23 protein-coding genes are annotated in these 15703 nt (G+C 66.1%); 20 read left to right on the forward strand and 3 right to left on the reverse strand.

Annotated elements, in window-relative coordinates:
* The first annotated feature begins 7 nt into the window (after window positions 1-7).
* The 7 genes from EDC22_RS04570 (at window position 8) to EDC22_RS04600 (ending at window position 4787) form a co-directional block, all read left to right on the forward strand.
* Window positions 8-1237 carry a phage portal protein gene (locus tag EDC22_RS04570; RefSeq protein ID WP_132805424.1) on the forward strand — a complete coding sequence of 410 codons (1230 nt, stop codon included), beginning with the start codon at window positions 8-10 and terminating at the stop codon, window positions 1235-1237.
* On the forward strand, window positions 1230-1601 hold the full coding sequence (locus EDC22_RS04575; RefSeq protein WP_132805425.1) for a gene transfer agent family protein: 372 nt from the start codon (window positions 1230-1232) through the stop codon (window positions 1599-1601). The genes EDC22_RS04570 and EDC22_RS04575 overlap by 8 nt, the downstream gene beginning before the upstream one ends.
* Window positions 1598-2104 carry an HK97 family phage prohead protease gene (locus tag EDC22_RS04580; protein ID WP_132805426.1) on the forward strand — a complete coding sequence of 169 codons (507 nt, stop codon included), beginning with the start codon at window positions 1598-1600 and terminating at the stop codon, window positions 2102-2104. Before EDC22_RS04575 ends, EDC22_RS04580 begins: the two co-directional genes overlap by 4 nt.
* A 4-nt stretch (window positions 2105-2108) precedes the next feature.
* Window positions 2109-3254 carry a phage major capsid protein gene (locus EDC22_RS04585; RefSeq protein ID WP_132805427.1) on the forward strand — a complete coding sequence of 382 codons (1146 nt, stop codon included), beginning with the start codon at window positions 2109-2111 and terminating at the stop codon, window positions 3252-3254.
* Window positions 3255-3283: 29 nt separating this feature from the next.
* Window positions 3284-3670 (forward strand): hypothetical protein, encoded by a 387-nt coding sequence (locus EDC22_RS04590; protein WP_132805428.1) that lies wholly within the window; start codon window positions 3284-3286, stop codon window positions 3668-3670.
* Window positions 3671-3682: 12 nt separating this feature from the next.
* A complete protein-coding gene (locus tag EDC22_RS04595) occupies window positions 3683-4288 on the forward strand; it encodes a phage tail assembly chaperone (RefSeq protein WP_132805429.1) in 606 nt (201 codons plus the stop codon).
* A 148-nt stretch (window positions 4289-4436) separates the two neighbouring features.
* Entirely contained in the window at window positions 4437-4787 is a 351-nt protein-coding gene (locus EDC22_RS04600; RefSeq protein ID WP_132805430.1) for an HNH endonuclease signature motif containing protein, read from the forward strand.
* Window positions 4788-4803: 16 nt separating this feature from the next.
* Here the strand turns inward: EDC22_RS04600 and EDC22_RS18185 are convergent, their stop codons facing one another.
* Complete coding sequence (locus tag EDC22_RS18185; protein WP_281048268.1) at window positions 4804-4938, reverse strand: hypothetical protein; 135 nt, start codon at window positions 4936-4938, stop codon at window positions 4804-4806.
* 298 nt (window positions 4939-5236) lie between these two features.
* Between EDC22_RS18185 and EDC22_RS04605 the strand changes: the two genes are divergently transcribed.
* The 10 genes from EDC22_RS04605 to EDC22_RS04650 all read left to right on the forward strand — a co-directional run bounded on the left by EDC22_RS04605 (window position 5237) and on the right by EDC22_RS04650 (window position 13518).
* On the forward strand, window positions 5237-5599 hold the full coding sequence (locus EDC22_RS04605) for a head-tail connector protein (RefSeq protein WP_132805431.1): 363 nt from the start codon (window positions 5237-5239) through the stop codon (window positions 5597-5599).
* Between the two features lies 1 nt (window position 5600).
* Window positions 5601-6011, forward strand: a complete 411-nt coding sequence (locus tag EDC22_RS04610) for an HK97-gp10 family putative phage morphogenesis protein (RefSeq protein ID WP_132805432.1) — start codon at window positions 5601-5603, stop codon at window positions 6009-6011.
* The gene (locus tag EDC22_RS04615) at window positions 6008-6421 is read left to right on the forward strand and encodes a DUF3168 domain-containing protein (protein ID WP_165926794.1); all 414 of its coding nucleotides are present in this window, start codon (window positions 6008-6010) and stop codon (window positions 6419-6421) included. Before EDC22_RS04610 ends, EDC22_RS04615 begins: the two co-directional genes overlap by 4 nt.
* Window positions 6421-6741, forward strand: coding sequence for a head-tail adaptor protein (locus EDC22_RS04620; RefSeq protein ID WP_132805434.1), 321 nt, complete (start codon window positions 6421-6423; stop codon window positions 6739-6741). Before EDC22_RS04615 ends, EDC22_RS04620 begins: the two co-directional genes overlap by 1 nt.
* Window positions 6738-7145, forward strand: coding sequence for a phage terminase small subunit P27 family (locus EDC22_RS04625; protein WP_132805435.1), 408 nt, complete (start codon window positions 6738-6740; stop codon window positions 7143-7145). The genes EDC22_RS04620 and EDC22_RS04625 overlap by 4 nt, the downstream gene beginning before the upstream one ends.
* On the forward strand, window positions 7114-8718 hold the full coding sequence (locus EDC22_RS04630; RefSeq protein WP_132805436.1) for a terminase large subunit: 1605 nt from the start codon (window positions 7114-7116) through the stop codon (window positions 8716-8718). Before EDC22_RS04625 ends, EDC22_RS04630 begins: the two co-directional genes overlap by 32 nt.
* Window positions 8719-8728: 10 nt before the next feature.
* On the forward strand, window positions 8729-10828 hold the full coding sequence (locus EDC22_RS04635; protein ID WP_132805437.1) for a tape measure protein: 2100 nt from the start codon (window positions 8729-8731) through the stop codon (window positions 10826-10828).
* Window positions 10829-10942: 114 nt separating this feature from the next.
* A complete protein-coding gene (locus EDC22_RS04640) occupies window positions 10943-11836 on the forward strand; it encodes a hypothetical protein (protein WP_132805438.1) in 894 nt (297 codons plus the stop codon).
* 768 nt (window positions 11837-12604) lie between these two features.
* Entirely contained in the window at window positions 12605-12814 is a 210-nt protein-coding gene (locus tag EDC22_RS04645; RefSeq protein WP_132805439.1) for a hypothetical protein, read from the forward strand.
* 173 nt (window positions 12815-12987) lie between these two features.
* On the forward strand, window positions 12988-13518 hold the full coding sequence (locus EDC22_RS04650) for a hypothetical protein (RefSeq protein WP_132805440.1): 531 nt from the start codon (window positions 12988-12990) through the stop codon (window positions 13516-13518).
* 128 nt (window positions 13519-13646) lie between these two features.
* Here the strand turns inward: EDC22_RS04650 and EDC22_RS04655 are convergent, their stop codons facing one another.
* Entirely contained in the window at window positions 13647-13889 is a 243-nt protein-coding gene (locus EDC22_RS04655) for a hypothetical protein (protein ID WP_132805441.1), read from the reverse strand.
* 106 nt (window positions 13890-13995) lie between these two features.
* Between EDC22_RS04655 and EDC22_RS04660 the strand changes: the two genes are divergently transcribed.
* Together EDC22_RS04660 and EDC22_RS04665 are read left to right on the forward strand one after the other, a co-directional pair.
* A complete protein-coding gene (locus EDC22_RS04660) occupies window positions 13996-14241 on the forward strand; it encodes a hypothetical protein (RefSeq protein WP_132805442.1) in 246 nt (81 codons plus the stop codon).
* A 58-nt stretch (window positions 14242-14299) separates the two neighbouring features.
* Window positions 14300-14626 (forward strand): hypothetical protein, encoded by a 327-nt coding sequence (locus EDC22_RS04665; RefSeq protein ID WP_132805443.1) that lies wholly within the window; start codon window positions 14300-14302, stop codon window positions 14624-14626.
* Between the two features lie 7 nt (window positions 14627-14633).
* Here EDC22_RS04665 and EDC22_RS17890 read toward each other — a convergent pair whose 3' ends face one another.
* Window positions 14634-14969 (reverse strand): hypothetical protein, encoded by a 336-nt coding sequence (locus EDC22_RS17890; protein ID WP_165926764.1) that lies wholly within the window; start codon window positions 14967-14969, stop codon window positions 14634-14636.
* On the opposite strand from EDC22_RS17890, the gene EDC22_RS04675 reads away from it, so the two are divergent.
* Window positions 14862-15350 (forward strand): type II toxin-antitoxin system death-on-curing family toxin, encoded by a 489-nt coding sequence (locus tag EDC22_RS04675; protein ID WP_132805445.1) that lies wholly within the window; start codon window positions 14862-14864, stop codon window positions 15348-15350. The genes EDC22_RS17890 and EDC22_RS04675 overlap by 108 nt on opposite strands.
* Window positions 15351-15703 lie beyond the last annotated feature (353 nt).

Raw genomic sequence — 15703 nt, forward strand, 5'->3', positions numbered from 1 at the left:
TTGTCAGATGCCCGAAACAACCGCGCCCCGGTTCCTCGATCGATTCCGCAGCCTGATCTTCGGCGCACCCGAGATCAAGGCCGCGAGCCTTGCATCTCCCGATGCGATGCTCTTGGACCTGTTCGCCGCGCAGCCGGCCGCGTCCGGCGTCACCGTCTCGCCGCGCAACGCCATGTCGTGCGCCCCGGTCCGGTGCGCGGTGCAGGCGATCGCCGAGGCGATCGGACAGCTTCCGGTTCACGTCTACGCCCGCGCCGGCGACGGCTCGAAAGAGCGCGCCCCGGATCATCCGGTCTATGGGCTGCTGCACGACGATGCCAACGACTGGACGCCGGCAAGCGGGTTCCGCGAACAGTTGACCCGCGATGCGCTGTTGCACGGCAACGGCTTCGCCTACATCAACCGCGTCGACGGCCGCCCGGTGGAACTGCTGCGGCTCGCTCCCGACACGATCCGCGTAGAGGCTGACAGCGCGACCGGCGAGCCGGTCTATCACGTCAACGCCGACCGCGACGCACGCCGCACCCTTCCCCGTGCCGACGTGCTGCATATCGCGGCGCCCTCGATCGACGGCATTGCCGGCGCCTCGCCGGTGACGATGGCACGCGAAGCGATCGGCCTTGCGATCGTGATGGAACAGCACGCCGCGCGGCTGTTCGGCAACGGCGCCCGCCCGTCCGGCGTGCTGAAGCATCCCGGCAAGCTCGATCCGGCATCGGCCACGCGCATCGGCAGTGCATGGCGCGCCATGCTCGGCGGATCGAACAGCGGCGGCACCGCGATCCTTGAGGAAGGCATGGAATTTCAGGCGCTCAGCTTCAAGAGCGTCGATGCGCAGTTCCTCGAAATGCGCGCCTTCGCGATTGCCGAGATCGCCCGCGTGTTCCGGGTTCCGCCGGTGTTCCTGATGGACTACGGCCGCGCGACTTGGGCGAACAGCGAGGAAATGGGCCGGCAGTTCCTGACCTATTGCCTCACGCCCTGGCTGAAGCGCTGGGAAGGCGAGATCAGGCTGAAGCTGTTCGCCCCGGACGAACGCCGCACCACCTTCGCCGAGTTCCTGATCGACGATCTTCTCAGGGCCGACTTCGCGACCCGGATGGACGGCTACGGCAAGGCTATTGCCGCGCGCATCCTGAACCCCAACGAAGCCCGCGCCGCCGAGAACCGCCCGCCCTACGCGAACGGCGACCGTTTCGAGAACCCCAACACCACGACGGGAACGGCCGATGCCTGAGGCGCCTACCCATCGCGCATTCTTCGGCGACACCGAGCGCGCCTTCGCGCTTCCGCCCGCCATGATCGCCGAGCTTGAGCGCTTGAGCGGCGCCGGGATCGGGGGCTTGTGCCGTCGCCTGTTCGCCGGCGAGTTCCATCACGCCCATGTGGTCGAGACCATCCGGCTCGGCTTGATCGGCGGTGGCGAGACGCCGCAGCGGGCGGCCGAACTTATCGCGACCTATGCCACCGCCCGACCGCTCGCCGAGACCTATCCGATCGCGGTCGCGATCCTCGAATGCGTCTGGTTCGGCGCGCCCGCCTCGGCGCCCGCCCCGGCAGCGGACACCGATCCCCTCCCCGCACCGGAGACCGCCGCATGAACCGCCTCGAATTCAAGGCCGCCCTTGGCGTCGACGACACCGGCACCATCACCGGCATTGCGTGGCCGTTCGGCACGCCGGACCGCGTCGGCGACGTGATCGATCCCGGCGCCTTCGCCACCGCCGCGACCCCGATCCCGATGTTGTTCGCGCACGATCCCGCCCAGCCTGTCGGCGTCTGGGATAGCGCGATCGAGTCCGCCGAGGGGCTGACCGTGAAGGGTCGGCTGCTGATCGATGACGTTGCCCGCGCCCGCGAAGTCCGCGCGCTTGTCCGCGAGGGCGCTGTCACCGGCCTCTCGATCGGGTTCGTCACCCGCAAGGCCGCGCCGCGTCGCGGTGGCGGGCGCACCATCTCGGCTCTGGACCTTCTCGAAATCTCGATCGTCTCGGTTCCGAGCCATCCCCGCGCCCGTGTGACGGGCGCCAAGTCCGCCTCGACTGCGATCGCCGTCGCCGAGGCAATCCACCGCGCCGCCTCGGCGCTTCGCACCGAAAGGTAATCCCATGACCTGCCACACTCCCGGCGCGTTCGCCGGTGCCATCGAACTGAAGGACTCCGGCGAGGCTGACCCGGCCGATATCATCGGCACGGCCCTGGACGATCTTCGCCAGTCCGTCGACGACCGGCTGAAGGCCGTCGAGACCAAGGCCGACAAGATCGAGGCGCGGCTGAACCGCCCGGCGATCGGCGCGGATGCCGACAAGGCCGACGATATCGAGCGCAAGGCGTTCGGCACCTATCTGCGGCTCGGCAACTCGGCGCCCGCCGAGGAACTGAAGACGCTCACCGTATCGAGCGATCCGCAGGGCGGCTATCTGGCGCCGGCCGAACTGTCGAGCGAGTTCATCCGCGATCTGGTCGAGTTCTCGCCGATCCGCTCGCTCGCGTCCGTCCGCACCACCGGCGCGCCGGTCGTCGCCTATCCGCGCCGCACCGGCATCACCAATGCCAAGTGGAAGGGCGAGACTCAGGCATCGGAAGGTTCCGAGCCGGCCTTCGGACAGGTTGAAATCCCGATCCGGGAGATCAACACCTACGTCGATATCAGCAACCAGCTTCTCAGTGACAGCGGCGGCACCGCCGAGGCCGAAGTGCGGCTCGCACTCGCCGAGGACTTCGGCCAGAAGGAAGGGCTGGCGTTCGTCAAGGGATCGGCCGCGCTGGAGCCGGAAGGCATAATGGCGAATGCCGACGTGCAGGCGACCGCGACGGGCAATGCCGCGACGCTCGGCGCCAATCCGGCCGATCTGCTGATCAGCCATATGTATGCGCTTCCCGCCGCCTACCGCTCGCGTGGCGTCTGGCTGATGAACGGCAGCACCCTTGCCGCGATCCGCAAGCTCAAGGATGGCACCACCGGCGTCTATCTGTGGCAGCCGGCCTATGCGCAGGGACAGCCCGAAACCATCCTCGGCCGCCCGGTGATCGAGGTTCCCGACATGGACGACGTCGGCGCCGGTGCGCAGCCGATCCTGTTCGGCGACATCGCCACCGCCTACCGGATCGTTGATCGCGTCGGGCTCTCGATCCTCGTCAACCCGTTCCTCAGGGCAACCGAGGGCATCACCCGCATTCACGCGACCCGCCGCGTCGGCGCCGCTGTCGTGCAGCCCAAGGCGATCCGCAAGATCGTCTGTGCGGTCGCCTAAGCCCGCCGAACCCCGAAAGGAACACTCCCATGCGTGACCTCATTTCGAACATCGGCGCCGAGCTTGCCCTTGTCCCGGCCGTCAAAACGGCGGCCGGCGAAGGCCCGGCGATCGACCTTCTCGGCTTCGGCCGGATCGCCTTCCTTGTCACCACCGGCGCGATTGCCGGTGATGGCGACTTCGGCGTGAAGGTTCAGGAATCCGACAGCCCGTCGCCGGAGACCTTCACCGACGCGGACGCTGCCGTGGTGGACAGCACCGCCCCGGTGAGCCTCGGCGCGAACGCGACCTACAAGCTCGGCTATCGCGGCTTCAGGCGCTACGTCCGGCTTGCCCTCACGAAGGCCGGCGGAACCTCGATCGCGGCCGGTGCCGTTGCCGTTCTCGGCGACGTGCAGCGGCGCCCGGCAGCCTGAGGCGCGACGATCATGCGGCTCGCAGCGGACGAGATTACCATCAAGGTCGGTTCGGAGACCGTGCGTCTTCGGCCGACGCTGCGGGCCGCAATGCGCCTTGAAGCCCGGCACGGCGGCATGACCGGGCTGTTCCGCGCCATCGCCGATGGCTCGCTGACCGTTATCGCCGACGTGATCAGCGAATGCAGCGACCGGCCGACCATGGTCCCGGTGATCTTGGGCAATCCGAGCTTCGGCGGACTGCACGGCACGCTGGACGGCATCACGGAACCGCTGATCCGGCTGGTCGGTCTGTTCGCCGGCATCGACATGGACAACCCGCCGGGGCATGAACCCGCCCCGGCCGACGCACCGCCGGTCAGCTTCGCCGACTACATCGAAGCCCTGTTCGGCATCGGCACCGGTTGGCTCGGCTGGACGCCCGAACAGACGTGGAACGCCACGCCGGCCGAAATCCTCGCCGCGCGCAAGGGCCGCATCGCCATGCTGACCGAACTGTTCGGCACCGGCGAGAGACCCGACGACCACGATCCCCGCAACCTCCCCGATCCCGGCAGCGTCAAGGCAGGGATCGGCCGCCTGAAGATGCTTCAGGCCAGCTTGGCGGGCGCCCGCTGATGACCGGCTTCACCCATACGGGAGCACTCCTTGACGGCCCCGCGACCGGCCGAACAACGAAAAGCGACATCGCCGCTCCCGATCGCCATGACGGCAACGTTTGGCGTCAATGTCGCACGGTCGCACCTATTCAGCCGGGGTTCGCGTGATGCCTGTCCGCGCACCCCGTATCTGCGGCTGCGGTCATGCGGTGCCGAGCGGCGCCCGCTGCGCTTGCCAGCTTCGCCGCGATGCCGAGCGCAAGGCCCGCCACGATGCGCACCGCCCCACCGCCCGGCAGCGTGGATACGATTCCAAGTGGGACCGCGAGCGCGCCGCCTTCCTCGCCGCGCACCCCACCTGCCAGCGCGACGGCTGCACCGCTCCGGCGACCGTCGTCGACCACATCACCCCGCACCGTGGCGACATGCGCCTGTTCTGGCGTCGCTCCAATTGGCAGGCCCTGTGCGCGCCCTGTCACTCCCGGTGGAAGCAGGCGAGGGAGCGGCTGACCCGATGAGCCGGCTGGCGTTAGATCAACGTCTGCGGCGCCGTTTGCGAGCCTTCCGGCCGTCTCGCGGCAAGGCGATCACTATGAGCGGCACGCTGATGAACAGATCGAGCGGCAGAACGCTCGGATCGAAAGTGATAGAGATGAACAGGCTGAACATGGCCAGTACCTTTCCAGCTGGCCCGATGTTCACGATGGCCGGACGACAACCGCTGCACGGCGATCCGGCGCTGCATAATAAGGAATCGGGTCCGTCGGCTAATTCCGACGGATACCCTCGATATAGGCGAGCCCAAGGGCGTGCGCAACCCCTGAGTTCGGCCGCCCGCTTTCCGGGATCGAGCGCGGTGGGGCCGACACCGGGGGGGGGCACCGACTTTGCCGAGCGCATGGGGACCGGCGCGGGGAGGTTCGCGCGCGATCCCGACGAAACAGAGTTTCCGCAGTGAGGCCCGGCAATGTCCGCCATCACCGTTCATGATCTGAAGGCACACCTGAACATCACGCATTCAGGCGACGACGATCTGCTTGCCGGCAAGATCGCGGCAGCCTCGGCGTGGATTGATCGGTTTCTTGAAGTGCCGCTCGCCGACTATCCCGTTGCCGAGCCTCCCGAGATGACGCCGGAGGAAGCCGAGGCGTTCGATTTCGAGGCGTTCGACCCCTACGCCGGCGTTCCCGCCCCGATCAAGGAGGCTGTCCGGCAGCTTGCCGCGCATCTCTACGAGAACCGGGAGGCGAGCCTTGTCGGCATCACCGCCGAGGCCGTGCCGTTCGGCCTGTTCGATCTGATCGGGCCTTACCGGGCTTGGAGCTTCTGAGATGGCCGATCAGCTTGACCGCCTCAGCCGGCGCCTTGAGGCGATCCCGAAACGGGTTCGCGAGGCCGTGCAGCCTGCCCTGAAGGCGTCCGGTGACGAGCTCGTCAACCGTATGCGGCAGCTTGCGCCCGAAGACACCGGCGCCCTCAGAGACCCGATCGAGGCGACGCCGGCCGGCCGGACCACGCCGGCCTATTCGCAGCCGGGCGGTTCCCGCGTGGTCCCTGAGAACAGCGTCGTGGTGACGGCCGGCAACAGCGACGTGCGCTATCCGCACCTTGTCGAATACGGCACCGCGACCGCGCCCGCACAGCCGTTCTTCTGGCCGGCGTTCCGGCTGACCCGCAAGCGTATCGAGACCCGCATCAAGCGCGCGATTTCGAAGGCCGTCCGGGAGGGCTGGACGAGGTGACCGATCCGAGCCTTGCCCTTCAGAAGCTCATTCGCGCCCGGCTCGCCGAGGCTGCGGCCGTAACCTCGCTGGTTGATCCGCACCGCATTCTCGATCGAGGCGCCCGGCCGGAAGGCTTCCCCTGCATCATCATCGGCGAGGGACAGACGGTCTATGCCGACGACTTCGACGCCTACCATGATCGGATCTTCGCCGACGTGCATCTCTGGACCGAGGAACCCGGCCTCGCCGGCGCCAAGGAGATCGCCGGCGCGGTGCGCGAAGCGCTTCGGTCGCGGCCGTGGTCCATGGACGGGCATGTTTGCCGCGCCCTGACGGTTGCCGGCGCCCGGTTCATGCGCGACCCGGACGGCACCCATGGGCATGGGATCGTGAGCGTCATGGCGATCGTGCAGCGGAGGGCCGCGTAATGCGCGCCGGCAAGCTCGATCGCCTGATCACCCTCGAACACAACGCCGGCGCCGGGAGCGTCGACGATTACGGCGTTCCCGCCGAGACATGGGCAGCGGGCGCGACGGTCCGGGCACAGGTAATCGAGGCCGGCACCGACGAGTTCATGCGTGGCTATGGCGAGGCGACCGCCCGCGTCGTCGTGTTCCGGCTTCGCTGGATTCCGGTCAGCCTCGCCGACCGCGTGATCTATGAAGGCGAGCCCTTCAATATCCGCAGCGTCAAGGAGATCGGCCGGCGTCGCGGCATCGAACTGCGGTGCGAGAGGATCGGACCGTGACGCGCGGCCGGAAGCCCGATCGGATCGTCACCGGATCAAACACCGTCGCCGAGGCGCCGCGCGCACCCGCATGGCTGTCCAAGGATGCCAAGACGGAATGGAACCGCGTGGCGCCGATCCTGACAGACCGGCGCACCCTGACCGAAGCCGACCTCGGCACCCTCGAATCCTACTGCACTGCGACCGGGACCGTCCGGGAGATGCAGCGCATCCTGAACCGGGACGGCGCGATCGTTGACACCGACAAGGGGCCGAAGCGGCACCCTGCCCTCGGCGTGCAGAACGCCGCTATGACCACCGCCCGCCTGTGCGCCGCCGAGCTTGGCTTGACGCCTGTCAGCCGGTCCCGCCCTGCCATCCGCGACGAAGCCGATGACGACGACGTATCCGACCTGGGTCTGTGACGGCTCGCCGATCCCCGATCCGTTCGGCCATGGCGAGCGGGCGGTGCGGTTCCTGAAGGCGTTGAAGCACCCCAAGAGCACCGCGCGCGGGCGGGCATTCCAGCTTGATCCGTGGCAGGAACGCATTGTCAGGGCGATCTACGGGCCGCGCCACGACGACGGCACCCGGATCGTGCGCACCGTCGTCATGTTGCTGCCGCGCGGCAACCGCAAGACCTCGCTCGCCGCTGCTCTTGCCCTGTTGCACACCATCGGACCCGAACGGGTTCCGGGCGGCGAAGTGATCAGCGCCGCGGCGGACCGCAAACAGGCCCGCCTTGCCTTCGCCGAAGCGCTCGGCATCGCCCGCGAGCACAAGAAGATCGCCGGCGTCGTCAACGTGCAGGACTACCGCAACCGGCTGACCTACCCGAACGCCGGATCGTTCTATGAGGCGATATCGGCCGATGCCGGAACGCAGCACGGCCGAACGCCGGCATTTGTTCTCGCCGACGAACTGCACGCATGGCCGAAACGCGATCTGTGGGACGTGCTCAGGTCCGGTTTGCCGAAGACGCGGGGTTCACTATTGATCGTCGCGACCACGGCCGGACGCGGACAGGACAACATCGCGCATGAGATCGTCGACTATGCCCGCAAAGTGGCACGCGGCGATTTCGACGATCCGGCGACGCTGCCGATCCTGTTCGAAACCGCCCCGGATGCCGACTGGCGAGATGAATCGGTCTGGCACCGGGCGAACCCCGGCCTTGCGCATGGCTATCCCGATATCGAGGGGCTTCGCCAGCTTGCCCGCGAAGCCGAGAACCGCCCCGGCGACCGTGAGGCGTTCCGGCAGCTTCACCTGAACGTCTGGCTCGATCATTCGACCTCGCCGTTCGTCGACATGCCCGTCTATGACGAAGGCGCCGCGCCCGTGGACCTCGCCGAGCTTGAGGGTGCACCCTGTTGGCTCGGCGTGGACCTGTCGTCAACGACGGATTTGACCGCGATCGTCGCCGCGTGGCGCGACGGTGACGACGGCTATGCGGTGCACCCGTGGTTCTTCTGTCCGGCCGACAATCTTCGAGCCCGCGCCGACAGAGACGGCGTGCCGTATCCGGCTTGGGCCGAAGCTGGTCATATCACCCCGACGCCGGGCAACGTCGTCGACTTCCGGGCGGTTGAAGCGACCATCCGCGACCTGTGCGAGCGCTTCGACGTTCGCGAGATCGCCTTCGATCCGCACCTTGCCCGAAACATGCTGAACAACCTCGCCGAGGACGGCTATCCCGCCGTCGAAATGCGGCAGGGCTGGGTAACGATGGCGCCCGCCATCAAGGAACTGGAACGGGCGATCGTCGGCCGACGGTTCCGGCATGGCGGGCACCCGGTGCTGCGCTGGAACTTCGCCAACATCGCCGTGGAAACCGACAAGGCCGGCAACAAGAGCTTCCACAAGGGCAAGAGCCGCGACCGCATAGACGGCGCCGTTGCTGCCGCGATGGCCGTTGCCCGCGCCGCAGCCGGCGACGACGGCCGGTCCGTCTATCTCTATCCGACCGCCCGCCCGGACGGGCTCCTCGTGTTCTGAAGGCACCGCCATGGCTACCGAAGATCAGCAGCTTGTCGTCGCACTCGAAGCCCGCATCCGGGACTTCGAGAGGAATTTCCAGCGCGCCAATCAGACCGCGCGGCGGAACTGGTCCGCGATCGAGGATCGCGGCCGGCAGGCCGCCCGCCGGATCGAGCGCGACGCGGGAACCGCAGCCGCGTCCGTCAACCGGGCGATGGCCGGCATGACCGCCGGGATCGGCCGCTATGCGCTTGGCGGGATTGCCGGCGGGCTCGGCGTCGCCGCGATCAACCGCTACGCCGATAGCTGGATTCGCGTGCAGAACCAGCTTCGCGTGACCGGGCTTGAAGGCGATGACCTCGCTCGCACCCTCGACAATCTCTATGCGATTGCCCAGCGCAACGGCGTCGCGATCGAACCGCTCGCGACCCTCTACGGCCGGCTGTCGCAGGCACAGGCCGAACTTGGCGCCACCGGCGCCGATCTGACCCGCTTCACGGAAGGTGTTTCGCTTGCCCTGAAGGTCGCCGGCACCGACGCGGCCGGCGCATCCGGTGCCCTGCTACAGCTTAGTCAGGCGCTCGGCGGTGCGATCGTGCGCGCCGAGGAATTCAACTCGATCAATGAGGGCGCCCGGCCGATCCTTCAGGCCGTCGCCAACGGATTGAAGGAAGCCGGCGGCAGCGTCTCGACGCTGCGCAGCCTTGTCGTCGACGGCAAGGTGAGCTCCGAGGCGTTCTTCCGCGCCTTCCTCGCCGGCATGGGCGACCTCGAGGCGAAGGCCGCGACCACCGCACAGACCTCGTCTCAGGCGTTCTCGATCTTCGCGAACGCCTTCGCCCGGTTGATCGGCGAGATCGATGACACCACGAAGGCGTCCGCCCGCTTCGCCGAGTTCATGGGCCGTGTCGCCGAGGCGCTGGATTGGGCAACCGATCGTGTCGGACCGCTCGCCGACAGGCTTCGCGAGCTTCAGGACGCGACGTCGATATTCCAGCATCTCGGATTCGGCGGACTGATCGGCGGCAATTGGCTCGGCGCGGTCGGCACCCTGTTCGATGCCACGCAGCGGCTTGTGCAGCAGGCGAAGGGGATCGAGGCCGACGTTCGGACCCTCGGCGATCCGTCCGCCCGCGAACCCGGCGACCGCGTTTCGATCCGCAGCACCACCGAGCCGGTATCCCTCGCCGACTTCAAGCTTCCCGGCGACGACGACGTGAACAAGGCCCGCGCTCGGCAGAAGTCCTATGACGACGTTCGCGCATCTGCCGAGCGCTACATTGCCACCCTCGAAACCGAGCGCGCCACCTTGGGGCTTGCCACCGGCGAGGCGGCAGCGCTGCGCATGGAGCACCAGTTGCTCGCCGAAGCCCAGCGCGCCGGCATCACCTTGACCGATGGCCAGCGCGCCGAGATCGCGGCGCTCGCCGCACAGTATGGCGTTCTCGCCGGCGAGATCGAGCGCACCCGTGATGCCCAGTCCGGCCTTATCGACCGCATGGACGATCTTCGCGGCACCGCGACCGACGTTCTCGGCGGATTTGCATCCGACCTGAGGCAGGGCCGCACGCTCGCCGATGCGCTGGCGAACGCGCTCAATCGGATTGTCGACACGCTCATAGACATGGCCGTCCGCAGCCTTGTCGAGGCCGCGCTTGGACCGCTCGGCACGGCGGGCGGCGGGTTCCTCGGCTCGCTGTTCCGCCGGGCGGACGGCGGGATCGTGGAACGGGCAACGGGCGGCATCGTGCGCGGGCCGGGCACGTCAACATCGGACAGCATTCCGGCGCTGCTGTCCAATGGCGAGTTCGTCGTGAACGCTGCGGCTACACGGCGGCACCGGGCGCTGCTGGAAGCGATCAACGCGGGCACCCTTCCCGGCTTCGCCAGCGGCGGGATCGTCGCGCCGGCGCCGGTGCCCAGTATCGCCCCGATGCGCGCCCCGGCTGCCCCGGTGATCAGCGTCACCGCCCCGATGAACATCACGATCGAGGGCAGCGCCGGCACGCCCGAACAGAACGCCGATCTGACGCAGCGCATGGGCCGCGAGATCGAGGTGATCATGCGCAAGACGGTAATCGACGAGATCCTGACTCAGATGCGTCCGGGAGGGATTCTGTCGCGCTGACCGAAGCATCCCGCTTCGAAAACGCTATACTGTATCAACGCGGCCGACCCGCCGACAAAAGAAAGCCTCCCCGGCGCGCTGCTAGAACACCGGGGAGGCTATGTGGAGTAGTCGATGCCCGACTATTATAGCGCCGACGGCGCCGGACTGCATAGGTTAAACGAAGAAAATCGCGACAAGGCCGATCTTGATCGCGCGTTGTTCGGCTGGTCAAAGCCTCGCAACACTGTGATGCTCGCCGGCTCGCCGACCGAAGCCATTCGAAGCGGCGAAATCGAAGCTTTGCTCGCCGAAGTCGACGCCATGCCGGCCGACGACGCAGGCGAGGCCGCTGGTAGCCATCCCGCACCCGCCCCGGTATCCGACACCGGCGACGACGATCGGCCGCCCATGGGCACGCCTGTTGCGTCCGCCGAATCCCGGCCGGACAGCGATGACGAGTTGGCTGAAATCGTGAAGCTCGCCGAAAGCGGCGAACTGCACCTACCGGCCGAACCGCGCCCCGGCATGCCGATGCTCGATCCGCACCCGGTGCAGAACATTATCGAGGACTACAAGCGCAAGCAGCACGATCGCGCCGCGAGGAAGCGGCAGGCTGCCGCAGACCGCAAGCGCGAACGTGACCGGCATCGGGCGGCTGCCAAGCGCGAAGCCGAGCGGCAGGCCCGCGCCGAGGCGATGAACGCCGACGCGGCACGCAGCGCGGCAATCCGGGACCGGATCAAGGCCGAAGCCGACAGGCGCCTCGCCGCACTGTTGGCCGCTACATCGGCCGCGAAGCTCGACAAGCGTCTCGCGAAGATCAAGGGTGCCGAGCGCAACTATGTGACGCTCTGGATCGCCGCGACGGCCGCAGGCGTCAACCACGCCGGCAAGCCCAGCCTGTCCGACATCGCCGCAATCGCCTCTCGCCGGTTCCCATGCGACCGCTACAAGGTGCGTCGGATGCTGAAGGTGATCGAGGGGCTGGAAGCGTCCGGGGTTTGGGCGCCGTTCTCGGCGACCTGATTGCGACGGGTTTTGTGCTAGACAAATCCGACCTGTGACCGGCCGGGACCAGACCCGCGCGACGGATTTTGTGCTACACAAATAAGCGCACATCGTGCACTTGCGACGCGGTTTGTGCTAGACAAATCCGGGCTGGGGCTGTGCTAGACAAATCGCCGGGCTGTGCTAGACAAACGCCCGCGAGCCGGAGATGCCGGAGTCAGCCTATCTCATTGTCCTATAAGGATTTTTGCCTTCCGCGCCGGACGTATTTGTCTAGCACAAAATCCGTCGCGGATTCCCCTTATAAGAAGAAGAAGAAGAAGAAGAAGACTCTTACAGAACTAGGAAAAACCGAAGGTTTTTCCAACCGCGCGACTCCGGCAGGAACCGCCGACTTGGGGAATTGAGAACTCCCGGCTCGCTGCGCTCGCCTCCCGTTCTCAATTCCCGATTCTCGATGAGATGGAATACTCCCGGCTTGGGCCGAAGGCCGGGCTGGTTGCCTCAAGAGAGGATCGAGGGCGCCCGGCTCGCTGCGCTCGCCTCCCGCCCTCACTCCCGGTCTCGCCGAAGGCTCCGCTGCCGAGTCTGGATTCAACATCCCCGGCCTCGCCGAAGGCTCCCGGTGACGTTGAAGGCCCTCAAGTGCAGCCGCTGGAATCGCCCCGCGCCGCCCCGGTTCAGTCAGAACTGACTTAACCCGTTGTTTTTGCATGTGTTTTCGTCTTGACGACGCGCCCGGCGCGTGAATCACTGTCGCCATCAACACGCACCGGAGACTCGAAAATGCCCAGCGACACCGTAGACAGACCCGCCGGCCACTACCTCGACGACGCCACCTATGCCCGCCTCGTCCACGCCCTGCTGTCCGCCCGCGACGAAGACGCCCTCAAGATCGCCCTCGGCGAGATCGGCGATACCTGGCCACTCTCGATCGCCATCACGAACTTGAGCGAGGGTCTGACCCGCTCCGGCGACCCGATAGGCGATTGCTGAATCAGGGAGGCGCCGCCAGCGGCCGTTCGCATGCTCCCGGCTGTCAGGGACTCAGGTGAGGCGAGCGGCCGTCTGTGGGGCTGCAAATTCTCGTCGCCCTCCCTCTTGCAATCCTATCCGCAGATTGCTAGGTAACGGTCACTATCGTTACCGTTATCCACGAGGAGCCCCACATGGCACTATCCCCGGCAGAGAAGCAGCGCCGCTATCGCGAGCGTCAGAAGGTCAAGATGGCCGAACAGGCGAAGCAGGCCCGGCATGTCGCCGACGACACCGCCCCATTCCTCGCAGTCACGTTCGCCGACTTCCTCCGGCAGGACGGCGAGGCGCAAGCCAACGCCCTGCCGTTCATTCAGGAAACGCTCGGCAGCGTCGGGCTGGACAGCACCGATTGGGAGGCCGACGAAGATCCCGAGTGGCATGAATACCAGTGGGACGGAACGACCGATCGCGGCTTGCTCGGAAAGGCCGAACGCATGGTCGGCGCGTTCCTCGACAGTGCCCGAGCCCTGTCCGAACTGATCAACCGCTACAAGCTTCAGGAAATCGACCGCGCCCTTGCCGAGATCGAGCGGGCCGACCTGTCCGACCCTGAGGCGAAGAAACAGGCGCTCGCCGACGTGGTGCGCCTCAACGCCCTACGGAAGCGGCTTCACAAGGAAGTCCGCTACTCGTTCCCCGCAACCGTCGTGAAAGGAGAATGAACGCCCGGCAGAGACACCGCGAATGCAAGCGACGCGGCCGAAGCCGCGTCGCCGGAAGCCTACCCGACTTCAACCCGTCCGGTGGCGTTGCGATCGCCCCGGCGAGCAGAGGATGACGCTAGCATGACTTATATGAAGTTCGCAAAAACCGCGTTGTCGTCCGGAGTGGACATCTTCAAGAATGAACTTTCGCTCGACGAGTTCGCCCTCGTCTGGCGCGAGACGATGTTCCCCCATTTATTCATCACGACTTCGAAGAGGCCCGCGTTGTCGTTGTCGAGGGCGAAGTCGTCGTGCTGCTGAAGCACGACAGACATCGACACGCGATCGTTCGGCGCGGCGTGATGATCAACGTGGATGATGGTGTCCATTCCGGACCCAGCGGACCGGGCGCATAACGCCCGCCCTCACAGCACCACCGCGCCCGGCAGGTCCGGGCGCGGAGTTCCCCGAACATCAATCCCATAGGAGGCAGTCTTGCCCAGTGACCACACTCGCCGCGCCATCGCGGCATACTTCCGAGCCGGCGGCATCGACCAGCCGAGCAACGCATCCGGCATCCGCGTCGCGAACGGGCTTCGCTATGTGCACCTGTTCAACGCGCGTGGCACGCTCGCCGTCTATCGCATCCTGAACAGCGGCAAGCTCCGGCGCCTGAGGCGGTGGCCGCCGACTCTCAACGTCGTCCAGATCGTCAACGTGCAGCCGCGCGCCGCAGCCTGACGCGACAAGCCCACACTCGCCTCAGAGGGCGCCCCGGTTCGCCGGTGGCGCCCTCTGCATGATGCTGATCTCGCTGCGGCCGATCATCGGCATGATGGTGATGGTGGCGGTGACTATCGTCGTCGTCATGCTCATGTTGACCGTCAGCATCACCGCGCAGCCGAAGCGCCAAAGGCATTACCACATTAGCCGCTGCCCCGCGTCGTCGGTGACAACGCCGTTTGCTGCTGTTCCTGTTGCTGCTGCTGATCGTCGGCATGTGATGATCGTGGTGATGCCGATCATCGTCATGATGGTGATGACGATGATCGGCATCCTCGTCGGTATCGTCGTCGCACCAACCGTGGAACGCTGGACGTTGTCGAACGTATTTATTATTGTGTAAGCGTTCGTCAGCTATGACGCTTGGCGTCGGAGTGTGAGAGATGACCGTCGTTGCCCACGTTGCCCACGCCGCTCCCGGTCGCATGAACGACGAGCAGCGCATGCGTGCAAACGCGGCGCTGCGCCGTAGTGGCATCGAGTATCAGATTGTAGGCGATGTTGATATGCGCGAAATGGCGCGCGCAATTTCGCGGCGATTTCCGAAGACCACCGAAAAGCTCGCAAAGAGCTGAGTTGTGGGAGAGCCGTTTTGGCTCGACGCCGAGCAGATAATTGAGCAGAATCAGGCGCTTGTTGAGGAAACAGGCGAGCCTTTCTTTTTGCGCAATGAAGGAGGCCTTCATAGCGCGACTGTCGCACCTATCAACTACTACCACTACAGTAACGAACGAGATCTTATAGTCCTAGCATGCGTTTTGATGCGTGCGATTGCGCAAAACCATCCATTCGAGCAAGGCAACAAGCGCACGGCCTTTGTCGCGGCCGCTGCTTTTCTGCTGATCAATGGAATTGTCTTTGATCCGCCTGACATTAGCACACCCGTCGCCGATCTATTACTGGAGTTCATAGATACCCATATGGACCTCCCGCCGTTTGTCGACCGATTTCGGCAGCTTGTGCCCGACTGGCAATATGGACACGCTGCAACAGACAACACGGTGCCTGCCGAGGACTATCTCGCGCACCTTTGGTTCCAAATTAGTCGAGACGCTTCTGACAAGTGATTAGCGTTGCAGTCCCCTCACCACCCGCAACCTAGCCATCCCCGGCGGCAGGTCCGGCGGGCGCGGCGCGCCCTGAACGTCTATCAGCGTCGCCCTGCACTCGTCACCGCGCGGTCGCCTGCGATCCGCTCCCGTCCGCCATGCGCAATCCCTCGTCAGCCTCTCGACAACCGTCGACGCGCCGAACGTCGCGGCGAGCGGTGCGAGGCGATATTTCCCGGATCGGCCGCACCGATCGCAGCTACGACGACAAACCAGTGCAATTCTGACGGCTGATTCCAAGTCGTTCACGCTCAGGCACAATCAGAGACTAAGTGCCCAAACTGCGCCAAGAACGACTCCAATAGGGAAAC

Origin of the sequence: Tepidamorphus gemmatus, assembly GCF_004346195.1 — a bacterium.
GTDB lineage: Bacteria > Pseudomonadota > Alphaproteobacteria > Rhizobiales > Tepidamorphaceae > Tepidamorphus > Tepidamorphus gemmatus.